Source organism: Streptomyces sp. NPDC050560 (assembly GCF_044457285.1).
Taxonomy (GTDB): domain Bacteria; phylum Actinomycetota; class Actinomycetes; order Streptomycetales; family Streptomycetaceae; genus Streptomyces.
Genome location: NZ_JBITGT010000008.1, coordinates 172302 through 192005, shown reverse-complemented (window position 1 = coordinate 192005; position 19704 = coordinate 172302). Strand labels below are relative to the sequence as shown.

The following is a 19704-nucleotide window of genomic DNA, read 5'->3' as shown; positions in this document are numbered from 1 at the left end:
GCACCCGGCAGCTAAGGGGCGCCTGCCACAGCAACCCCCGTCCCCCCACGGCCCGCAGGGCACCTGCGGGTATGCCGAAGGCGGCACCCCTGGGAGTGGGGTGCCGCCTCCGGTCCGTACCGGACCTGGTTCCGCGAGCGGAATCAGAAGTCCATGTCACCGCCCGGCATGCCGCCCGGCGCGCCCGCGGGGGCGGCCTTCTCGGGCTTGTCGGCGACGACGGCCTCGGTGGTGAGGAAGAGGCCGGCGATCGACGCGGCGTTCTGGAGCGCGGAACGCGTCACCTTGGCCGGGTCGATGATGCCCTCGGCGACCAGGTCGACGTACTCACCGGTGGCGGCGTTGAGGCCGTGGCCCGGGGTGAGGTTGCGCACCTTCTCCACCACGACGCCGCCCTCAAGGCCGGCGTTCACGGCGATCTGCTTCAGCGGGGCCTCAAGCGCGAGCTTCACGGCCTGCGCGCCCGTGGCCTCGTCGCCCTGGAGCTCCAGCTTCTCGAACACCGAGGTGGCCTGGAGCAGGGCCACGCCGCCACCGGCGACGATGCCCTCCTCGACGGCCGCCTTCGCGTTGCGCACGGCGTCCTCGATGCGGTGCTTGCGCTCCTTCAGCTCCACCTCGGTGGCGGCGCCGGCCTTGATGACGGCCACGCCGCCGGCCAGCTTCGCGAGGCGCTCCTGGAGCTTCTCGCGGTCGTAGTCGGAGTCGCTGTTCTCGATCTCGGCGCGGATCTGGTTGGCCCGGCCGGTGACCTGGTCCTTGCTGCCCTTGCCGTCGACGATGGTGGTCTCGTCCTTGGTGATGACCACCTTGCGGGCGCTGCCCAGCAGGTCGAGGGTGGCGTTCTCCAGCTTGAGGCCGACCTCCTCGGAGATGACCTCGCCGCCGGTGAGGATGGCGATGTCGCCGAGCATGGCCTTGCGGCGGTCGCCGAAGCCGGGGGCCTTGACGGCCACGGACTTGAAGACGCCCTTGATCTTGTTGACGACGAGGGTCGAGAGGGCCTCGCCCTCCACGTCCTCGGCGATGATCAGCAGCGGCTTGCCGGACTGGATGACCTTCTCCAGCAGCGGCAGCAGGTCCTTGACGTTGCTGATCTTGGAGTTGGCGATCAGGATGTACGGGTCGTCGAGGACGGCCTCCATACGCTCCATGTCGGTGGCGAAGTACGCCGAGATGTAGCCCTTGTCGAAGCGCATGCCCTCGGTCAGCTCCAGCTCAAGGCCGAAGGTCTGGGCTTCCTCGACGGTGATGACGCCTTCCTTGCCGACCTTGTCCATGGCCTCGGCGATCAGCTCGCCGATCTGGACGTCAGCGGCGGAGATGGAGGCGGTGGAGGCGATCTGCTCCTTGGTCTCCACGTCCTTCGCCTGCTCCAGCAGGGCGGCGGAGACGGACTCGACGGCCTTCTCGATGCCGCGCTTCAGCGCCATCGGGTTGGCGCCCGCCGCCACGTTGCGCAGGCCCTCGCGGACCAGCGCCTGGGCGAGGACGGTCGCGGTCGTCGTGCCGTCACCGGCGACGTCGTCCGTCTTCTTCGCGACCTCCTTGACCAGCTCGGCGCCGATCTTCTCGTACGGGTCCTCCAGCTCGATCTCCTTGGCGATGGACACACCATCGTTGGTGATCGTGGGCGCGCCCCACTTCTTCTCAAGGACGACGTTGCGGCCCTTGGGGCCCAGCGTCACCCTCACGGCGTCGGCGAGCTGGTTCATGCCGCGCTCAAGGCCGCGCCGTGCCTCCTCGTCGAACGCGATGATCTTGGCCATGTGAAGTGGTCCTCCCGGACAACAGAGGTCTCCCCACCGCCCGTAGAGCGTGGGGGCGGATTGCTCCGGACCGCGCTGGCGCCCGCGACGGACGGTCCTTTGGGCGGTGGTCCTGGTGCGACCACGCGGCCCGGTGAACCTCACCGACCCGGTCCTTCTTTGTCACTCTCACCTTCAGAGTGCTAACGCCAATGATTAGCACTCGACCGGGGGGAGTGCAACCTCCCCCTGCCCGGGGGACATCCGGCGGACACCACTCGGAAGGGGGACGCCAAGAGGAGGAAGGAGGCACAGGGGCGTGTGGGACGCAGGGGGCGCAGGGGGCGTGGGCGCTGCGGGGGCGCGGTGTGCGAGGCGGGGCGCCGTGGGCGCGCGGCGGGACCCGGGAGACCGGGCCGGGGCGGCGCGGCCGGGAGCGTCCGGGCAGAACGAAAGCCCGCATTCCCCTGGAGGAATGCGGGCTCCGTTCGAACGTCGCTGTTTATCAGTCGGCGCTTCAACCAGCCACACGGACCATATCGGCCTGCGGCCCCTTCTGGCCCTGCGAGATCTCGAACTCGACCCGCTGGCCTTCTTCCAGGGTGCGGTAACCGTCCATCTGGATCGCGCTGTAGTGGACGAAAACATCCGCACCACCGTCGACCGCGATGAAGCCGTACCCCTTCTCCGCGTTGAACCACTTGACGGTGCCCTGAGCCATGCCTAACTCCCCTATTACTGGCCCTTGCGCAGGACCGCACTTCGCGGACCCGGGTCAGACCTCACGCCCCAACGGTTGGGGGTGTGCGCCGGAACGCGTCGACCGCGGCTGAATGTATCTGTCCAACTGCCGTCTGCAACAGGTCAATCGGACGAGAAATCTGGGCAGCACTGATCGGAAGTACCGGGAGAAATAGTGAAAATTAGGGGCAAGTCGGGCCCGGCAAAAGCCATAAACGGCTTAAAAAGGCGAGGCACTTTGGCTGTTTTCTGTCGTCACACAACAGCGCTCAGTACGCGGTCTCCGGGGTCCGATGCCGCGCGTTCCCCAACCTTACCGCCTTCAACCATAGAGAATTGCACCTTCCGTTTCGCCCTCGGGGGGCGTGTCAGGCGCGCCGCCGGTCGTTTTCCGGTCCGGCCGTGGGCCGCGGACACCACGGCCCGCCGCCCCCCCGCCCCCCGTCCGCGAACACCCCGCCGTCCCCCCGCCGATGACGCCGCCGCCCCCGCAACCGCGGCCGTAGACCCGGCGGTTCCGGGGGCGGTGCACACCTGCGGGGCTCTCAGCCTCCGGCGACCGCGGGGATGATCGAGATGCCGGCGCCGTCCGGGGTGGGGGTTTCGAGGCCCTGCTCGAAGCGGACGTCGTCGTCGTTGACGTACACGTTCACGAACCGGCGCAGCTTCCCCTCGTCGTCGAGGACGCGGGCGGCGATGCCGGTGTGGTTGGCCTCCAGGTCGGCGATGACCTCGGAGAGGGTGGCGCCCTGCGCGGGGACCTCGGCCTGGCCGCCGGTGTAGGTGCGCAGGATGGTGGGGATGCGGACGTTGACACTCATGGCGATAGACCTTCCTGGGACATACGGGGGGGGAACTGCGGTGCTCAGCCGACGAGTCCAGCCGCCCTGAACGCGTCGAGGCTCGGGCGGATGGTGGCGGTGGGTCCCGTGGTCGGGGCCACGGCGTCGAGGGTCTTCAGGCCGTCCCCGGTGTTGAGGACCACGGTCGTCAGCTCCGGGTCGAGGACGCCCGCGGCGACGAGCTTCCTGGTGACGCCGACGGTCACGCCGCCCGCGGTCTCGGTGAAGACGCCCTCGGTGCGGGCGAGCAGCTTGATCGCGTCGACGACCTCGGCGTCGGTGACGTCCTCCACGGCGCCGCCGGTGCGGCGGGCGATGTCCAGGACGTAGGGGCCGTCGGCGGGGTTGCCGATGGCGAGGGACTTGGCGATCGTGTCGGGCTTCTGCGGGCGCACCACGTCGTGCCCGGCCTTGAAGGCGGTGGATACCGGGGAGCAGCCCTCGGCCTGGGCGCCGAAGATCTTGTACGGCTTGTCCTCGACGAGGCCGAGCTTGATCAGTTCCCTGAGCCCCTTGTCGACCTTGGTGAGCTGGGAGCCGGAGGCGATGGGGATGACGAGCTGGTCGGGCAGCCGCCAGCCGAGCTGCTCGCAGACCTCGTAGGCGAGGGTCTTGGAGCCCTCCGCGTAGTACGGGCGGAGGTTGACGTTGGTGAATCCCCAGCCCTCGCCGAGCGGGTCGCCGATCAGCTCGGAGCAGAAGCGGTTCACGTCGTCGTACGTGCCCTCGATGGCGACGAGTTCCCCGCCGTAGACGGCGGCCATGACGATCTTGCCCTGCTCCAGGTCGTGCGGGATGAACACGCAGGAGCGGAAGCCGGCCCGGGCCGCGGCGGCGCCGACGGCGCCCGCGAGGTTGCCGGTGGAGGAGCAGGAGAGCGTGGTGAAGCCGAAGGCGCGGGCGGCCTCGACGGCCTGGGCGACCACGCGGTCCTTGAAGGAGTGGGTGGGGTTGCCCGAGTCGTCCTTCACGTACAGCCCGCCGGTGATGCCGATCTCGGCGGCGAGCCTGTCGGCCTTGACGAGCCGGGTCCAGCCGGGGTTGAGGTTGGGCTTGTCCGCGACGTCGGCGGGCACCGGCAGCAGCGGTGCGTAGCGCCAGAGGCTGGCGGGGCCCGCCTCGATGCGCTTGCGGAGCGCCTCGGGGTCGCCGAGCGGCAGGTCGTAGGCGACTTCGAGGGGGCCGAAACAGCTCTGACAGGCGAAGACGGGGCCGAGCGGCACGCGCTCGCCGCACTCGCGGCAGGAGAGCGCGACGGCGGGGCCGAGGTCGACGGTCCCGGGGATGTCCGCGGCGGTGGCGGCGGGTGGTGTGCTGGCGTCGGACTGCGCAGCCATGATGGCGAGGCCCTCTCTCCTCATCTTTCCCGTGACGCATCTCGCCACGAGACGGAATTGGCACCTTCCCTAGCCGGGAGCCTCGCCGCGTCGAGACCGACGTGGAACGCGAGACCGGCTGGAGGGTTGCCGGGGCTTCAACGGGCCGTATCCCTCTGCCCCTCTGGATGAGCGGTATGGCACCGGGAGACGAGAAGTTTCCCGGGCGTTTGTCAGCTATCAGGACGCCCCCGACATACGGAGGCCATCCGCGTTGTTCAAGACTGTAACCGAAGGCCCCGAGTGTTGAGATAGCCGTCCGCACCGCGAGATGGGTCACAGTGTGCCGGTTCCGGCCGCCGGGCAGGGCGCCGTGCGCGCGGGGGCGCGACGAGACGTGAGGAGTGCGCGAACCGTGCTGGAAGAAGTCGAGCGCTGGCTGGACCGACGCTCCTGGGTGGCAGGCGACCTGTCGCCCGCGCGGCTCGCGGCGGCCAAGCGGGCCGCGGGCAGCACGGTCAGCGTGGTGCTGCCCGCGCTCGACGAGGAGGCGACCGTGGGCGCGATCGTGCGGACCGTGCGCCGGGAGCTGATGGGTCCCGGCGGCCTGGTCGACGAGCTTGTGGTGGTCGACTCGGGCTCCAGGGACCGTACGGCGCGGGTGGCGGCGCGCGCGGGCGCGCGGGTGGTGCACCGGGACGGCATCCTGCCCGCGCTGCCCGCCGTGCCGGGCAAGGGCGAGGTGCTGTGGCGCTCGCTGCTGGTCACCGGGGGCGACATCGTCTGCTTCGTGGACGCGGACCTGCGCGAGTTCTCCGCCGACTTCGTCTCCGGCATCGTCGGGCCGCTGCTGACCGACCCCGGGGTGCAGTTCGTGAAGGCGGTATACGACCGCCCGCTCGGCTCGGAGCCAGGACAGGGCGGCCGGGTGACGGAGCTGGTGGCGAGGCCGCTGCTGAACATGCACTGGCCGCTGCTGGCCGGTTTCGTACAGCCGCTCGGCGGCGAGTACGCCGCCCGGCGTTCACTTCTCGAACGCCTGCCGTTTCCCGTCGGGTACGGCGTCGAGCTGGGGCTGCTCGTGGACGCGCTGCACACGGTCGGGCTCGACGCGCTGGCACAGGTCGACGTCGGGGTGCGCAGGCACAGGCACCAGGACAGCCAGGCGCTCGGCAGGATGGCCGCCGCGATCTACAGGACCGCGCAGGTGCGGCTGGCCAGGGGCCATCTGGTGCGGCCCGAGATGACGCAGTTCGTCAGGGAGGAGGGGCGCTTCGCGCCCCGCTCCTACCCGGTGGACACACAGGAGCGGCCCCCCATGCTGACCGTCGGCGAGTACGCCGCGCGGGGGGCCGAGGGGTCGGGGGTCGGGTAGACCTGGCGGGGGCGCCCGGCGCGCCCCTTGCGGCGCGCCGGCGCGCGAGCCCCCTACTCCGCCCTGACCAGCAGGCGGGGGTGGATCAGCGGGCCCCCGACGGCGATGACCACGGCCATGCCGACCGCGACCACCAGGTCCGCGTTGTCCACCTTGTCGCGCAGCAGCGCGGAGGCGGCCAGGGTCACCACGAGCAGCACGAGCTTGGCGACGACGAGGCGCGGGTACGCCAGCGTGAGCTGCCCCGGCACCGGCGGGTGCTTGCGGCGCATCCTGCCGAGCACGAGCGGCGCCACGACGAACAGCAGCACCAGCAGCTTCAGCGCGTGCTCCCACAGCGGCTCGCCCTTGTGCCACACCCAGAGGGCGCCCATGACCAGGCCGACGATCAGATATATCCGCCGTACCGCCCTGGGGTCGGTCAGCACGTCCGCGCCCCCGGCCTGTCCCCTGTTCGCTCCCATGTCCCCCACCGATTCCGTAGACCTCGCGTCGCGATTCATTCCGTCTCCCCCTGGCCTTCCTGGTCGTCCTGGTCGCCCTGGTGTTCCTGGTGTTCCTGGTGTTCCTGATCGCCTCGGCCGCCCTGACCGCCGGGGTCTTCCTGCCGCTCGGGAGCGGGCGTCGTCGCCGCGACGCCCGCGAACATCCAGCGCACCGCCTGCCCGAGCAGGTCGAAGGGGACGGTCTCCGGGTCGAGCAGCCGCTGCCGCACCATGCCGTGGAACAGCGCGAGGACGATCGTGGCCAACCGCTCGGCGTCGACCGCGCCCTGGCGGTTGATTCTGGCGAGGCCCTGCTCCATCGACTTGACGAGCCGGTCCTGCGGCTCCCGCATGGCCTCCGCGAAGGTGTCCATGGTCTGCGGGTTGCGCACCGCGTACAGCCAGAACTCGACCTGGAGCAGCGCGAACTCGCGGTCGCCCTCGGTGGCGCGCTCCAGCAGTCCGCCGAGGGTGCGCATCCGCTCCTCGACGCTGACGTCGACGGCGCCCATGATCAGGTTGCTGCGGTCGAGCTGGTCACTGGCCCGCGCCCTGATCAGCTCGACGAACATCTCCTCCTTGCTGCCGAAGTTCGAGTACACGGCGCCGACCGAGTAGCCGGCCGACTCCGCGATCTCCTCCACCGACGAGCCGGCGAAGCCCTTGCGGGCGAAGGTGCGCGCCGTCGCGTCCAGCAGCAGGGCTCTGGTGCGCGCCTTCTGCTCGGCGCGGGTGAGCCGCCTGGGGGGCCGCTTCCCCGCATCCTCGGCGCGGGCCTCCTCCACGGCGGCCCGTCGATCGCGTTCACTATCCATGTAATGGATGCTATTCAGATAATGCCCACTATGTCAATTGGGATAGCGGTCGCTATGTCAACGCGTGAACGGGTGAGCCCCGTGGTGCGTTCAAGCCGTGTAGTCGCGCATGCGTTTGAGTGCGGGGCGGGGTGGCTAGGGTTCGCCGTATGGCGTCACAGCAGCGTGCTCAGGTCCTCGTCGCGTCCAACCGCGGCCCGGTCTCGTACGCGCTCAGGGAGGGATCGCTCCAGGCCAGGCGCGGCGGCGGCGGTCTCGTCTCGGGCCTCTCTGCGATCGGTCCTGACGCGGACGCGCTCTGGGTGTGCGCCGCGCTCGGCGAGGGCGACCGTGAGGCGGTGCGGCGCGGCGGCGGCCTGCTCGACCCGGCGGACTCGGGCGGCCAGCGGGTGCGGATGCTCGGCATCCCGGAAGACGTGCACAAGGACGCCTACAACGGCATCGCGAACTCGGTGCTCTGGTTCGTCCACCACCTGCTGTACCAGACCCCGCTGGAACCGGTCTTCGACGCGGAGTTCCGCCGCCAGTGGGCCTCGTACGAGGCGTACAACCGCGCCTTCGCCGAGGCACTGGCCGAGGACGCGGCGGACGGGGCCGCGGTGCTGGTGCAGGACTACCACCTGACGCTGGTGCCGGGGATGCTCCGCGGACTCCGCCGCGACCTGCGCATCGGGCACTTCTCGCACACGCCATGGGCGCCGCCCGAGTACTTCGCGATGCTGCCCGACGACATCGCGCGCCAGGTGCTCGGCGGCATGCTCGGCGCCGACCGGCTCGGCTTCCTGACGCACCGCTGGGCTGCGGCGTTCACGGCATGCTGCGAGCGCTTCGCGGACGGCCCTGGCGCCACCGAGGTGGGGGTGCACGGGCTCGGCGCCGACCCGGAGTTCCTCAGGGAGCGCTCCCGGCGGCCCGACGTCGACGAGCGGATCGCCGCGCTGCGCGAGGAGATCGGCACGGGGCCCGACGGGCGCCCCCGCCGCGCGCTGGTGCGGGTGGACCGCACCGAGCTGTCCAAGAACATCGTCCGGGGCCTGCTCGCGTACGAGGCGCTGCTCGACGAGCATCCCGAGTGGCGCGAGCGCGTGGTGCACGTGGCGCTGGCCTACCCCTCCCGGCAGGACCTCGCCGTCTACCGCGACTACACCGCCGAGGTCGCCCGCGTCGCCGACCGGGTCAACGCCCGCCACGGCACGCCAGGATGGACACCGGTCGCCCTGCATGTGAAGGACGACTTCGCGCGCTCGCTCGCCGCGTACCGGATCGCCGACGCCGCCCTGGTCAACCCGATCAGGGACGGGATGAACCTGGTCGCGAAGGAGGTCCCGGTGGTCTCCGACGCCGGGTGCGCGCTCGTGCTCTCCCGGGAGGCGGGCGCGTACGAGGAGATGGGCGAGGACGCGATCACGGTGAACCCCTACGACGTCTCGGCCACCGCGCACGCGCTCCACGAGGCGCTTTCGCTGCCGGAGGACGAGCGCGCGGAGCGCACCAAGCGGCTCGCCGCCGCGGCCACCGCGCTGCCCCCGGCCCGCTGGTTCCTCGACCAGCTCGACGCGCTGCGCGCCACGGAGGCGGGCGCGGGGACGGGTTCCCATGGCGGCTGAGGAGGAGCGGGACACGGCCGCGGCCGGTGCCCAGGACACGGCCAGGGCCCCCCACACGGCTCCCGGCACGGCTCCCGGCACCGGCGACGCCGCGGGCTCCGACGGCGCCCCGCCAGGGCCGGGCCCGCGGACCGGCCTCGCCGAGCGGGAGCGCTCCGTGCTCGCCTTCGAGCGGCGCTCGTGGCCGGGTCCTGGCGCCAAGGAGCGCGCGATCAGGGAGGACCTCGGCATGACCCCGGTCCGCTACTACCAGTTGCTGAACGCGCTCCTCGACGACCCGTACGCCGAGCGGCACGACCCGGTCACGGTGCACCGGCTGCAACGGGTGCGCGCGGAGCACAGGGCGCGCCGCGAGCCGGCCGGGCCCGACGCCGGATGAGCGTGCCGGAGGCGGGCCTGCCGCCCGCGCAGACCCCCACGACCGCCGCGGGGCGGGCGGGCCTCGCCGCGCTGCTCGCCCGGCCCTCGGCCGCCGTGGTCGGCCTCGACTTCGACGGCACGCTCGCGCCGATCGTGCCGGACCCCGACCAGGCGCGCGCCCATCAGGACGCGCTGCCCGCGCTCGCCGCGCTCGCGCCCCGGGTGCGGGCCGTTGCCGTGATCACCGGCAGGCCCGCCGAGGTCGCGGTGCGGCACGGCGGCTTCGCGGGCGCGCCCGGGCTCGCCCGGCTGGTCGTGCTCGGGCACTACGGCGCCGAGCGCTGGGACGCGGCCACCGGCGCCCTCAGCAGCCCCCCGCCGCATCCGGGCGTCGCCGCGGTGCGCGCGGAGCTGCCCGCGGTGCTCGCCGCGGCCGGGGACCCGCCAGGCGTGGCCGTCGAGGACAAGGGCGGCGCGGTGGCGGTGCACACCCGGCGGGCGGCCGCGCCCGGGGAGGCGTTCGAGGCGCTGCGGCGCCCGCTCGGCGCGCTCGCCGCGCGGCACGGCCTGGTCGTGGAGCCGGGCCGCCTGGTGCTCGAACTGCGCCCGCCCGGCATGGACAAGGGCGTCGCGCTGCGGGAGTTCGTGCGCGAGACGGGCGCGGAGTCGGTCCTCTACGTGGGCGACGACCTGGGGGACCTCCCGGCGTTCGGCGCGGTGGAGGCGCTGCGCGAGGAGGGCGTGCCCGGCCTGCTGGTGTGCAGCGGCAGCGCGGAGGTCACGGAGCTGGCGCACCGCGCCGACCTGGTGGTGGCGGGACCCGCGGGCGTCGTGGCCCTGCTCGCGGCGCTGGGAGGGGCGGCGGCGGACGCCTGAACGGGCCGCCGCCCGGACACCGGCCGCCCCGTGCGCCCCGGGCCCGGGGCGTCGCGCGCGCCCTCGCCGTACCCGCCCGCGGCCTTCACGGACCCCTGGGCCCATGCCCGCACGGGCGCCGTACGGCCCGCTGACCACTTCCCGCGCCCCCGCCCCCGTACGGGCGGAATGTGGGAAACCGGTACCACCACCCGGACTGGACTAGACCTCTCGCCCTCGGCGCGACAAACTGGGTGGGTGAGACATGTCATCGCCCTGGACGTGGGCGGCACCGGGATGAAGGCCGCCCTGGCCGGGGCGGACGGCTCCCTGCTGTACGAGGAGCGGCGGCCGACCCGGCGCGAGCGCGGCACGGACGCCGTGGTGGCGGCGATCCTCGGCTTCGCCGAGGAGCTGCGCGGCCTCGGCGAGCAGCGCTACGGCGAACCGGCCGCCGCGGCGGGCGTCGCGGTCCCCGGCGTGGTGAACGCGGCCACCGGCACCGCCGTCTACTCCGCGAACCTCGGCTGGCGCGACCTGCCGCTGCGCGACCTGCTCAGCGCCCGGCTCGCGGGCGTCCCGGTGGCGCTCGGGCACGACGTACGCACCGGCGGGCTCGCCGAGGGCCGGGTGGGCGCGGGGCGGGGCGCCGACCGCTTCCTCTTCGTGGCGCTCGGCACCGGTATCGCGGGCGCCATCGGTATCGAGGGCCGGGTGGAGCCGGGCGCCCATGGCTCGGCGGGCGAGATCGGCCATATCGTCATACGGCCCGATGGGCCGCTGTGCGACTGCGGCCAGCGGGGCTGTCTCGAACGGCTCGCGTCGGCCGCGGCCGTCAGCCGCGCCTGGGCGGCGGCGAGCGGGGACCCGGACGCGGACGCCGCGGGCTGCGCGCGCGCCGTCGCGGCGGGCGACCCGCGCGCGCGTGCGGTATGGGACGACACGGTGGACGCGCTGGCGGCGGGCCTGGTCACGGGGCTCAGCCTGCTCGACCCCGATGTGCTGATCCTCGGCGGCGGCCTCGCGGAGGCGGGCGACACCCTGTTCACCCCGCTGCGTGCCGCGGTCGAACGCCGCGTCACCTTCCAGCCGCTGCCCGATCTCGTCCCGGCGGCGCTCGGCGACAGCGCGGGCTGTATCGGCGCGGGCCTGCTCGCCTGGGACCTGCTCGCACCGCACGGCGAGGCCACGGCCGACCCGGCGCGCCCCGCCGCCCCCGCGCCCCGTACCGCGCGCGGGCGCTCCGACGAAGGACACCACGACACCCCGGAGGTAACCGCCTGATGGCCGCTCGCAAGGTTCTCGCCGGTGCCAGGGTGGTGCTTCCCACCGGGACCGTCCCCGACGGCCGTCTCGTGGTGGAGGGCACCAGGATCGCGACCGGCACCGGGGGCGCCGACGACGGGGCGCAGGTGTACGACCTCACGGGCCACTGGCTCGTCCCCGGCTTCGTGGACCTGCACAACCACGGCGGCGGCGGCGCCTCGTTCGTCACCGGGACGGGCGACGACATCGCCGCCGGGCTCGCCATGCACCGGCGGCACGGCACCACCACCCTCATGGCCTCCACCGTCACCGGGGACCTGGACGCGCTGGCCAAGCAGGCGGGGCTGCTCGCCGAGTTCGCCGAGCAGGGCGACATCGCGGGCATCCATTTCGAGGGCCCGTTCATCTCGCCGTGCCGCAAGGGCGCGCACGCCGAGGACCTGCTGCGGCACCCGGACCCCGCCGAGGTCGCGGGGCTCCTCGACGCGGCGCGCGGCTGGGCCCGCATGGTCACGCTCGCCACCGAGCTGCCGGGCGGCATCGAGTCCGTACGGCTGCTCGCGGAGCGCGGGGTGATCGCGGCCGTGGGGCACACGGACGCCACGTACGAGCAGGCGAGGGAGGCGATCGAGGCCGGTGCCACGGTGGCCACCCACCTGTTCAACGCGATGCCGGTGCTCGGCCACCGGGCGCCCGGCCCGGTCGCCGCGCTGCTTGAGGACGACCGGGTCACGGTCGAGCTGATCAACGACGGCACCCATCTGCACCCGGCCGCGCTCGAACTCGCCTTCCGGCACGCGGGCGCGGGCCGGGTGGCGTTCATCACCGACGCGATGGACGCGGCCGGGTTCGGCGACGGCGTCTACCGGCTCGGCCCGCTGGAGGTGGAGGTGCGCGACGGGGTGGCGCGGCTGCCGGGGGACGGCACGATCGCGGGCTCCTCGCTCACCCTCGACGTGGCGTTCCGGCGGGCGGTGACGGTGGACCGGCTGCCGATCGGCGACGTCGTACGGGCGATCTCCGCGAACCCCGCAAAACTCCTCGGGCTCGACGACCGGGTGGGCTCGCTTGAGCCGGGCAAGGACGCGGACGCGGTGGTGCTCGACGCGGACTTCGCCCTCGTCGGCGTGCTCCGCAAGGGCACGTGGGTGACCGAGCCGCCCCGCGCGGCGCGGTAGCCGGCTGGGCCCCTCGCCCCGGCTTTGGCATGATCAGGACCAGACGTGTGCTCCGGTCCACCGCCCCCGGGGAGGCCCGAGGTGATTCTTACGGTCACCCTCAACACCGCGCTCGACATCACCTACCGCGTTCCCGAACTGCGCCCCGGCGCCTCGCACCGGGTGGCGGAGGTGTCGGAACGGCCCGGCGGCAAGGGGCTGAACGTGGCGCGGGTGCTCGCGGCGCTCGGGCACGAGGTGACCGTGACGGGCTTCGCGGGCGGCACCACGGGGCGTTCGCTGCGGGACCTGCTGTTCGGCCGGGAGCCGGGCGGTATCGCGGACGCGCTCGTACGGGTCGCGGGCCCCACCCGGCGCACGGTCGCGGTGGTGGACGCGGCCGACGGCGGGACGACGCAGCTCAACGAGCCGGGGCCCGCGGTGACCCCCGCGGAGTGGACGGACTTCACCGTCGCCTACGCGGAACTGGTGCGCTCGGCCTCGGCGGTGGCCCTGTGCGGCAGCCTGCCGCCGGGAGTGCCGGTGGGCGCCTATGCGCGCCTGGTGCGCACGGCGCGGGCGGCGGGCGCCGCGGTCCTGCTCGACACCAGCGGCGAACCGCTGCGGCGCGGCCTCGCGGCACGGCCCGACATCGTGAAGCCGAACGCGGAGGAGCTGGCCGAGCTGACCGGGAACCAGGACCCGGCGGGCGCCGCCGAGGCGGCACGGCGCAGGGGCGCGCACGCGGTGGTCGCCTCGCTCGGCCCCAGGGGGCTGCTCGCGGTGACCCCGGAGGGGAGCTGGAGCGCGGCGCCGCCGCGGCCGGTACGGGGCAACGCCACCGGCGCGGGCGACTCCGCGGTGGCGGCCCTGCTGTCGGGCCTGGCCGAGGGCCTGCCCTGGCCCGAACGCCTGGTCCGCGCGGTGGCACTGTCCGCGGCGACGGTACTGGCGCCGGTGGCGGGCGAGTTCGACCGGGAGGCGTACGGGCGGCTGCTCGACGAGGTACGGGTGAGCGGGGAGACCCCGGCGCTCTGAGCGGGGCCGACGGGGCCGCCGCGGGAGCGGGGCTACTCCTTCCAGCCCTCCTCAAGCCAGAGCTGGTCGAGGTTGGCGTCGCAGTGGTTGCCCTGCTCGCAGGAGATCTTGATGTTGTTGGTGCCCTTGTTCAGCTCGATATAGGCGTAGGACCTGGTCCAGCCCTTCTCCCAGTCGCCCTCTTTCGCGTTCGCCCAGTTCTTCAGGTTGAGCGGGGTGGTCTGGGGCTTGCCGTTGATCGACAGGGTGGCGTCGGCGTCCTTGCCGGGGACCCCGTAGCCGATCTGGAGCGTGTACTTGCCGCTCTTGGCGATGCCGTCGACCGTCCAGGTGACCGAGGCGCCGGGCTTGTTGAGCCCGCCGACATAGGTGCCGCCGGACGCCTTCGCTCCCTTGACGTCGCTCGCGGGCGCGGCGCCGCCGGCCAGCTTGAGGCCCTGCGCGTCGGCCTTCGGGAGGTCCTGGGTGTCGCTGTCCCCGGGCGGGACGCTCTCGGTCTGGGTCGGTGTGACGCTGTCGGCCGGGGTGGCGCCGCCGCCGTCCTTCGCGGTGTCGTCCCCGTCGTCGCCGCCCGCGAGGACGGCGATGCCGATGCCGATGACCACGGCCGCGACAACGGCGATGGCGCCGATCAACAGGCCACGGTGGTTGGGCCCGCGGCCCCGGCCGCCGGGCCCCGCAGGCTGCGGCGAGGGCGGCACGGGCGCGCCGGGCACGGTCTCGGGGGCGCGGTAGTGCGGGCTCGGCTGGTGGTACCCGGCGGCGCCGGGGGGCGCGGCCTGGCCGTAGGCCGCGGTGGGCTGCTGGGCCGCGGGCGGCGGATAGCCGTAACCGCCCTGCGTGGCCTGCCGCCCCTGCGCGGGCGGGTAGCCGTAGCCGCCGCCCTGGGTCTGGTTGCCGTACTGCCGCTCACCGACGGGGCGGACCTGGTGGTACGAGGACCTGGGCCCTGGGTAGCCGTAACCGCCGCCCCCACCGGGCGGGGTGGCCCCGGACGCCTGCCCGTCGGCGTAGAGATAGCCGAACGGGTCGTCGTCCTCGGGCGTGCTCGCGCCGCTGTTACCGGCCGTCATCCCTGGGTCACTCCTTGGCAGTTACGATCACACGGTCCTGCGTCTCGGGTCCGCCGACCCCGCGAGCCTACCGGTTCCGCATGGGCCCGAAGGGGCCCTGCGGCGGGCGCGGCCACGGGGAGCGAGCTGACCTGCGTTCACCCGGCGCGTCTGTGTTGTTTCGCACGCGATCGTTTCTCGATGTACATCCGTTGGTCGGCCGACTGGAGGACTTCCTCCGCCGACATGCCGCAGTGTGCCCATCCGATGCCGAAGCTCGCGCCGACCCGCACGGCACGCCCGTCGACCCTGATGGGCGGAATGATCGCGTTGCGCAGCCGGACGGCCAGGTCCTCCGCGTCGGCGCGCCCGAGGCCGTCGGCGAGCACCACGAACTCGTCGCCGCCGAGCCGCGCGACGGTGTCGCCGTCGCGTACGCCGCTGGTGAGCCTGCGGGCGACCTCGATGAGCACGGCGTCGCCGGTGTGGTGGCCGAACCTGTCGTTGATCGACTTGAAGCCGTCGAGGTCGCAGAAGAGCACGGCGAGGCCCTTGGTGCCGTCGTCGTGCTGGTCGTCGCCGGGGGCGACGGTGTGGACGTGGTGGCCGAACCCGTCGTCGGCGAGGCCGCCGAGGCCGCCGTCGTACCCGTCGCCGCCGGGCCCGTAGGCGAGTTCGGTGAGGGGGCCGCTGTAGGCGGCGTCCAGGGAGTCCATGTCGCCGAGCGGCAGGGCCTGCGGGCGGCGGCAGAGGCGGGCGCCGAGCCGGGCGCGCAGCTCGGCGGAGTTGGGCAGTCCTGTGAGGGAGTCGTGGGAGGCGCGGTGGGCGAGTTGCAGCTCGCGGCGCTTGCGCTCCTCGATGTCCTCGACGTGGGTGAGCAGGAAGCGCGGTCCGTCGGCGGCGTCGGCGACGACGGAGTTGCGCAGCGAGACCCACATGTAGGTGCCGTCGCGGCGGGCCAGCCTCAGCTCGGCGCGCCCACCCTCGGCCGAGGTGCGCAGCAGGGTGCCGATGTCCTCGGGGTGGACGAGGTCGGAGAAGCTGTAGCGGCGCATGGCGGAGGCGGGGCGGCCGAGCAGGCGGCACAGCGCGTCGTTGGCGCGCAGGATGCGGCCGTGCTGGTCGCCGCCCATCTCGGCGATGGCCATGCCGGAGGGCGCGTACTCGAAAGCCTGGCGGAACGACTCCTCGCTCGCCCGCAGCGCCTGCTGTTCGCGTTCGAGCCGGACGAGCGCACGCTGCATGTTCGCGCGCAGCCGGGCGTTGGCGATGGCGATGGCGGCCTGGAAGGCGTACATCTGGAGGGCCTCGCGGCCCCAGGCGCCCGGCTTGCGGCCGTTGGTGGGGCGGTCGACCGATATCACGCCGAGGAGTTCGCCACCGGAGGCGCCCGGCGCGTAGAGCGGGGCGAAGAGCCGGTCGGCGGGGTGCCATTCGCCCTCGAAGCGTGGCTCGGGGCCCTCGGTGTGCCACTGGGGCACGTCGTCCTCGTCGAGTATCCAGCCCTCGTCGTGGGGGATGAAGCGGAGGTCGCCCCACGCCTCGCCCATGTTGAGACGGCGCTCCCAGGAGGCGCGGGAGCCGACGCGGCCGGTGATGAGGGCCTCGGCGGCCGGGTCACCGGCGAGCGCGGCGACGACGAGGTCGCCGTCGGGGCGTACCAGGTTGACGGCGGCCAGCTCGTAGCCGAGCCCGTTGACGATGCCGTCGGCGACGTTCTGGAGGGTGTCGGCGAGGCTGCGGGCGGTGTTCATGTCGGCCATGACCTGGTGGAGCTGCCGGAGGGTGGCAAGGCGGACATACGGCTCCGTATCCGACTCCATGCTCGCCCTCCCCGCGTTCTTGGCCGCTGCTCGGTGGCCGCGGCGGTGCCGCCTGTCGTTCTGGGTGCCGCCCGCTGCCGGGTGCCCGGTTCCGGTGGTGCGCCGGGTCCTGGTGGCCTTGCGGTCCGCGCGTCACTGCTGGTTCGCCGTGGCGCGGTGGTGCGCGGCGCTGTCCTGCTCGCCTGCTCGGTACTGCTGTTCAACCGGGCGGTACGGGTACCGCCCGCGTGCTGCGGTGGTGCTGGTGTGGCGCGCGGTGCGGGCGGGGTCTGTCCCGCCGACGGGTGCGCGCACCGCCGCTCTTCATGGTGCCAAGGTTTCCCTTCGTACCGGTCCGCCTTCTCTGTTCTTGCTGTCGTACTCGCCCGTTCTTGTCACAGTTGCGCCCCCCACAGGACCCACGACCCCCACGGGTCGTGCCGGGTCGGCCGCGTGGAGCGGTGGCGACCCGCCGCGGCGCCGCTCACCGCAATTGGCCTGTTCCAGTCGTTCCGTTTGGACTTGTCCCGCTCGTTGTGCTCTTGGTCGTGCCCGCTGTGCCGGTTCCGCTCGTCGTTCGTCGTGCCGGTCGCGCCCGTCCCGGTTCGCGCGTTCGCCCTGCGCGCCGCCCGGTCGTGGCGGCGGCGGCGCGGCCCTCCGGGCGCGTCCCCGGGTGCGGGGTGCCGTCCGGTGCGGCGGACGGGGCAGGGCCCCATCATGCCCGTCGGCCCCGGCGCACCCGGCCGTTTCGGGCGCGCTGCGCGCTCGGCGACCCGGGCCGCCGAGCACATCATGGTCGTCGGTAGCTCTCGCAGTGCCTCCGTCACTGAATCACAGCGAGCTGTTCACCCGGTACACAGGGTCAACAAATTATCGCCCGTGTGGCCCAAGTCACATCATGTTCTGAAGGGTTGACGACGTTGTCACCGCTGGAGCGCTCCGCTTTCTGAACACAGATCGTACGGTCTCCGACCAACGAACCAGGGCTGGTCTCGGCCATTGGTCCGATGCGCACCGCAACGTTACGTCGTTACGTTGACCTGGTGCTGAAACCTCCCGAACCGTCCGCGAACCCACCGGCCACCACCGCCGTCGCACCCTCAGCGCCCCCGGTTGCCCCGGCGGCCCCGGCGGCCCCTGTGACCTCGGCGGCCGGGGGCGGGCATGCTGTGGGGGTGAGCAACGAGGAGTTCAGGGCGGCGCTGTCCCGACTGGCCGCCGGGGTGGTCCTGGTCACCGCGCACGAGGCCGCGCTCGACCCGGAGGGTCCCGGCGGGGAGGACGCGGGCATGACGGCGACGTCGTTCGTGTCGGTGTCGCTCGATCCGCCGCTGGTGGCCGTGGGGTTGCGGACGGGGTCCCGGATGGACGAGCTGCTTGAGGAGCAGCCGTTGTGGGCGGTGTCGATGCTGACCGAGGCCCAGCGGCACATCGCGGGCAGGTTCGCGATGAAGGGCAGGCTCAGCGACCGGCTGCTCTTCCAGGACGTGCCGTGCGTACGCGGCGAGGTGTCCGGCACGCTGCTGGTGCAGGGCGCGCTGGCGACCCTGGAGTGCCGCACGGAGGCGAGGGTGCCGGCGGGCGACCACACCCTGCTGATCGGCCGCGTCCTCACGACGGGCCTGCCGTCCCCACAGGAGGGGCCGCTCCTCTATTTCCGCTCGAAGTATCACGCGCTGCCGCGGGGGTGAGGTGCGGGGTTTGCCGCGGGGCTGAGGCGTTGGGGGCTGGCGCGGGGCCGAGGCATGGAGTCCGGCGCGAGGGCGAGGCGTGGGATTGAAGCGTGGGGCCGAGTGGGGCGGCTGGCGCGGGCTGTGGTCTGGGCACCCGGTCGCGGGTGGCGACGGCGGTCGGTCGCCCGAAACGCGGGGCGGTGCGGTCTACTCCCAACCCCGCGGCGAGCGGCCCCGCTTCGTCTCCGAGCGCTTCTTCTTCTCGCGCAGCCGGTGCTCGTTCAGCCCCCGGGGTATTCGGGTCGGCTTGCGGCTGCGGGGCGGCGGTGCGGTGGAGTCGGCGAGGAGCGCGGCCATCCGTACGGCGGCCGCCTCGCGGTTGCGCCACTGGGAGCGGTGCTCCGAGGCCCGTACCACCAGCGCCCCGTCGACGAGGCGGCCGGCGAGGCGGGTGAGGGCGCGCTCCTTCCAGACCGGGGGCAGCGCCCGGGTGCCGACCAGGTCGAAGCGCAACTCGACCTGGGAGTCCGTGGTGTTCACATGCTGCCCGCCAGGCCCCGACGACCTGGAGAAACGCCACTGTAGCTCCGCCTCGGGAAGGAAGACGGAGCCACGGATGCGATAGGGCCCTGGCATGCCTCCATGGTCCCCCCACTCTCACTCCGCGTCACCTTCTTTTCCGGCGGCGGCCAACACCTCCGCACCGCCGGAGGGTGTTCCCGGCGCCTGCGGTGCGTACGGCGTGCGTCCTGTGAACGGCACTCCGTCACTTCTCGAAGGCATGTTCCCTAGGAGAAAAGGTCGGTAAAGAAAGTAAAGGGAGCTGGAACCCCACGGTCCCCGGATCGCGTTCCTACGGGTGACGGTAGCTTCGTCCTCAGCACGGAGCCCGCAGGAGATCACGAGGAAAGGACATCCCGTTATGGCTGTAAGCCTGTCCAAGGGCGGCAACGTCTCGCTCACCAAGGAGGCACCGGGCCTGACCGCCGTCACCGTCGGCCTCGGCTGGGACGTCCGCACCACCACCGGCACGGACTTCGACCTCGACGCCTCCGCCATCGCGGTCAACGCGGAGGGCAAGGTCTACTCGGAGGGTCACTTCGTCTTCTTCAACAACAAGCAGACCCCCGACCAGACCATCGTCCACACCGGAGACAACAGGACCGGCGAGGGCCAGGGCGACGACGAGGCCATCAACGTCAACCTGGCCAACCTCCCGGCCGACGTCGACAAGATCGTATTCCCGGTCTCGATCTACGACGCCGAGACCCGCACCCAGAACTTCGGCCAGGTCCGGAACGCGTACATCCGCATCGTGAACCAGGCGGGCGGCGACGAGATCGCGCGCTACGACCTGAGCGAGGACGCGGCGACGGAGACCGCGATGGTCTTCGGCGAGCTGTACCGCAACGGCGCCGAGTGGAAGTTCCGCGCCGTGGGCCAGGGCTACGCCTCCGGTCTCGCCGGTATCGCCCAGGACTTCGGGGTCAACATCTGAGGCACCCCCGGCGCCTGACACCACAGCGACGCGACGGGCGTCACCGGCCAACACCGGTGACGCCCGCGCGACGC

General features: G+C 72.8%; 18 protein-coding genes and 1 riboswitch. Of the genes, 9 read left to right on the top strand and 9 right to left on the bottom strand.

Features of this window, described 5'->3' with window-relative positions:
• Window positions 1-143 precede the first annotated feature (143 nt).
• The 4 genes from groL to thrC all read right to left on the bottom strand — a co-directional run bounded on the left by groL (window position 144) and on the right by thrC (window position 4668).
• Complete coding sequence (gene groL / locus ACIBIW_RS20200; RefSeq protein ID WP_399337974.1) at window positions 144-1769, bottom strand: chaperonin GroEL; 1626 nt, start codon at window positions 1767-1769, stop codon at window positions 144-146.
• A gap of 496 nt (window positions 1770-2265) precedes the next feature.
• Window positions 2266-2469 carry a cold-shock protein gene (locus ACIBIW_RS20195; protein WP_003986833.1) on the bottom strand — a complete coding sequence of 68 codons (204 nt, stop codon included), beginning with the start codon at window positions 2467-2469 and terminating at the stop codon, window positions 2266-2268.
• A gap of 565 nt (window positions 2470-3034) precedes the next feature.
• The gene (locus ACIBIW_RS20190; protein WP_399337972.1) at window positions 3035-3310 is read right to left on the bottom strand and encodes a MoaD/ThiS family protein; all 276 of its coding nucleotides are present in this window, start codon (window positions 3308-3310) and stop codon (window positions 3035-3037) included.
• 44 nt (window positions 3311-3354) lie between these two features.
• Complete coding sequence (gene thrC / locus ACIBIW_RS20185) at window positions 3355-4668, bottom strand: threonine synthase (protein WP_399337970.1); 1314 nt, start codon at window positions 4666-4668, stop codon at window positions 3355-3357.
• A gap of 17 nt (window positions 4669-4685) precedes the next feature.
• Window positions 4686-4842: riboswitch (SAM riboswitch) on the bottom strand.
• Between the two features lie 220 nt (window positions 4843-5062).
• Between thrC and ACIBIW_RS20180 the strand changes: the two genes are divergently transcribed.
• Window positions 5063-6022 (top strand): glucosyl-3-phosphoglycerate synthase, encoded by a 960-nt coding sequence (locus ACIBIW_RS20180; protein WP_399337968.1) that lies wholly within the window; start codon window positions 5063-5065, stop codon window positions 6020-6022.
• A 53-nt stretch (window positions 6023-6075) separates the two neighbouring features.
• Here ACIBIW_RS20180 and ACIBIW_RS20175 read toward each other — a convergent pair whose 3' ends face one another.
• Window positions 6076-6486 (bottom strand): hypothetical protein, encoded by a 411-nt coding sequence (locus ACIBIW_RS20175; RefSeq protein WP_399337966.1) that lies wholly within the window; start codon window positions 6484-6486, stop codon window positions 6076-6078.
• A gap of 35 nt (window positions 6487-6521) precedes the next feature.
• Window positions 6522-7322, bottom strand: coding sequence for a TetR/AcrR family transcriptional regulator (locus ACIBIW_RS20170; protein WP_399337964.1), 801 nt, complete (start codon window positions 7320-7322; stop codon window positions 6522-6524).
• A gap of 149 nt (window positions 7323-7471) precedes the next feature.
• Here ACIBIW_RS20170 and ACIBIW_RS20165 point away from each other — a divergent pair, with 149 nt between their 5' ends.
• The 6 genes from ACIBIW_RS20165 (at window position 7472) to ACIBIW_RS20140 (ending at window position 13605) form a co-directional block, all read left to right on the top strand.
• Entirely contained in the window at window positions 7472-8929 is a 1458-nt protein-coding gene (locus tag ACIBIW_RS20165) for a trehalose-6-phosphate synthase (RefSeq protein WP_399337962.1), read from the top strand.
• Entirely contained in the window at window positions 8919-9308 is a 390-nt protein-coding gene (locus tag ACIBIW_RS20160) for a DUF3263 domain-containing protein (RefSeq protein ID WP_399337960.1), read from the top strand. The genes ACIBIW_RS20165 and ACIBIW_RS20160 overlap by 11 nt, the downstream gene beginning before the upstream one ends.
• Window positions 9305-10165 (top strand): trehalose-phosphatase, encoded by an 861-nt coding sequence (otsB, locus tag ACIBIW_RS20155; RefSeq protein ID WP_399337958.1) that lies wholly within the window; start codon window positions 9305-9307, stop codon window positions 10163-10165. The genes ACIBIW_RS20160 and otsB overlap by 4 nt, the downstream gene beginning before the upstream one ends.
• A 237-nt stretch (window positions 10166-10402) precedes the next feature.
• On the top strand, window positions 10403-11428 hold the full coding sequence (locus tag ACIBIW_RS20150) for an ROK family protein (protein ID WP_399337956.1): 1026 nt from the start codon (window positions 10403-10405) through the stop codon (window positions 11426-11428).
• Window positions 11428-12588, top strand: a complete 1161-nt coding sequence (gene nagA / locus ACIBIW_RS20145) for an N-acetylglucosamine-6-phosphate deacetylase (RefSeq protein ID WP_399337954.1) — start codon at window positions 11428-11430, stop codon at window positions 12586-12588. Before ACIBIW_RS20150 ends, nagA begins: the two co-directional genes overlap by 1 nt.
• 81 nt (window positions 12589-12669) lie before the next feature.
• Window positions 12670-13605 (top strand): 1-phosphofructokinase family hexose kinase, encoded by a 936-nt coding sequence (locus ACIBIW_RS20140; RefSeq protein ID WP_399337952.1) that lies wholly within the window; start codon window positions 12670-12672, stop codon window positions 13603-13605.
• 32 nt (window positions 13606-13637) lie between these two features.
• On the opposite strand, the gene ACIBIW_RS20135 is transcribed toward ACIBIW_RS20140, so the two are convergent.
• Both ACIBIW_RS20135 and cdgB read right to left on the bottom strand, forming a co-directional pair.
• Window positions 13638-14678, bottom strand: a complete 1041-nt coding sequence (locus ACIBIW_RS20135; RefSeq protein WP_399337950.1) for a carbohydrate-binding protein — start codon at window positions 14676-14678, stop codon at window positions 13638-13640.
• Between the two features lie 137 nt (window positions 14679-14815).
• Window positions 14816-16480: a diguanylate cyclase CdgB gene (gene cdgB / locus ACIBIW_RS20130; RefSeq protein ID WP_399337948.1), complete on the bottom strand. Its 1665-nt coding sequence runs from the start codon at window positions 16478-16480 to the stop codon at window positions 14816-14818.
• A gap of 1118 nt (window positions 16481-17598) precedes the next feature.
• On the opposite strand from cdgB, the gene ACIBIW_RS20125 reads away from it, so the two are divergent.
• Window positions 17599-18150, top strand: a complete 552-nt coding sequence (locus ACIBIW_RS20125) for a flavin reductase family protein (RefSeq protein WP_399338387.1) — start codon at window positions 17599-17601, stop codon at window positions 18148-18150.
• Between the two features lie 189 nt (window positions 18151-18339).
• Here the strand turns inward: ACIBIW_RS20125 and arfB are convergent, their stop codons facing one another.
• The gene (gene arfB / locus ACIBIW_RS20120; protein ID WP_399337946.1) at window positions 18340-18768 is read right to left on the bottom strand and encodes an alternative ribosome rescue aminoacyl-tRNA hydrolase ArfB; all 429 of its coding nucleotides are present in this window, start codon (window positions 18766-18768) and stop codon (window positions 18340-18342) included.
• Window positions 18769-19054: 286 nt separating this feature from the next.
• On the opposite strand from arfB, the gene ACIBIW_RS20115 reads away from it, so the two are divergent.
• Window positions 19055-19630 carry a TerD family protein gene (locus ACIBIW_RS20115; RefSeq protein ID WP_399337944.1) on the top strand — a complete coding sequence of 192 codons (576 nt, stop codon included), beginning with the start codon at window positions 19055-19057 and terminating at the stop codon, window positions 19628-19630.
• Window positions 19631-19704: the final 74 nt, after the last annotated feature.

Coding starts and splice junctions, on each gene's coding strand:
- ACIBIW_RS20165 (WP_399337962.1), top strand. CDS start 7,472: ATGGCGTCACAGCAGCGTGCTCAGGTCCTCGTCGCGTCCAACCGCGGC.
- ACIBIW_RS20175 (WP_399337966.1), bottom strand. CDS start 6,486: ATGGGAGCGAACAGGGGACAGGCCGGGGGCGCGGACGTGCTGACCGAC.
- nagA (WP_399337954.1), top strand. CDS start 11,428: ATGGCCGCTCGCAAGGTTCTCGCCGGTGCCAGGGTGGTGCTTCCCACC.
- ACIBIW_RS20115 (WP_399337944.1), top strand. CDS start 19,055: ATGGCTGTAAGCCTGTCCAAGGGCGGCAACGTCTCGCTCACCAAGGAG.
- thrC (WP_399337970.1), bottom strand. CDS start 4,668: ATGGCTGCGCAGTCCGACGCCAGCACACCACCCGCCGCCACCGCCGCG.
- ACIBIW_RS20160 (WP_399337960.1), top strand. CDS start 8,919: ATGGCGGCTGAGGAGGAGCGGGACACGGCCGCGGCCGGTGCCCAGGAC.
- ACIBIW_RS20135 (WP_399337950.1), bottom strand. CDS start 14,678: ATGACGGCCGGTAACAGCGGCGCGAGCACGCCCGAGGACGACGACCCG.
- otsB (WP_399337958.1), top strand. CDS start 9,305: ATGAGCGTGCCGGAGGCGGGCCTGCCGCCCGCGCAGACCCCCACGACC.
- ACIBIW_RS20170 (WP_399337964.1), bottom strand. CDS start 7,322: ATGGATAGTGAACGCGATCGACGGGCCGCCGTGGAGGAGGCCCGCGCC.
- arfB (WP_399337946.1), bottom strand. CDS start 18,768: ATGCCAGGGCCCTATCGCATCCGTGGCTCCGTCTTCCTTCCCGAGGCG.
- ACIBIW_RS20195 (WP_003986833.1), bottom strand. CDS start 2,469: ATGGCTCAGGGCACCGTCAAGTGGTTCAACGCGGAGAAGGGGTACGGC.
- groL (WP_399337974.1), bottom strand. CDS start 1,769: ATGGCCAAGATCATCGCGTTCGACGAGGAGGCACGGCGCGGCCTTGAG.
- cdgB (WP_399337948.1), bottom strand. CDS start 16,480: ATGGAGTCGGATACGGAGCCGTATGTCCGCCTTGCCACCCTCCGGCAG.
- ACIBIW_RS20190 (WP_399337972.1), bottom strand. CDS start 3,310: ATGAGTGTCAACGTCCGCATCCCCACCATCCTGCGCACCTACACCGGC.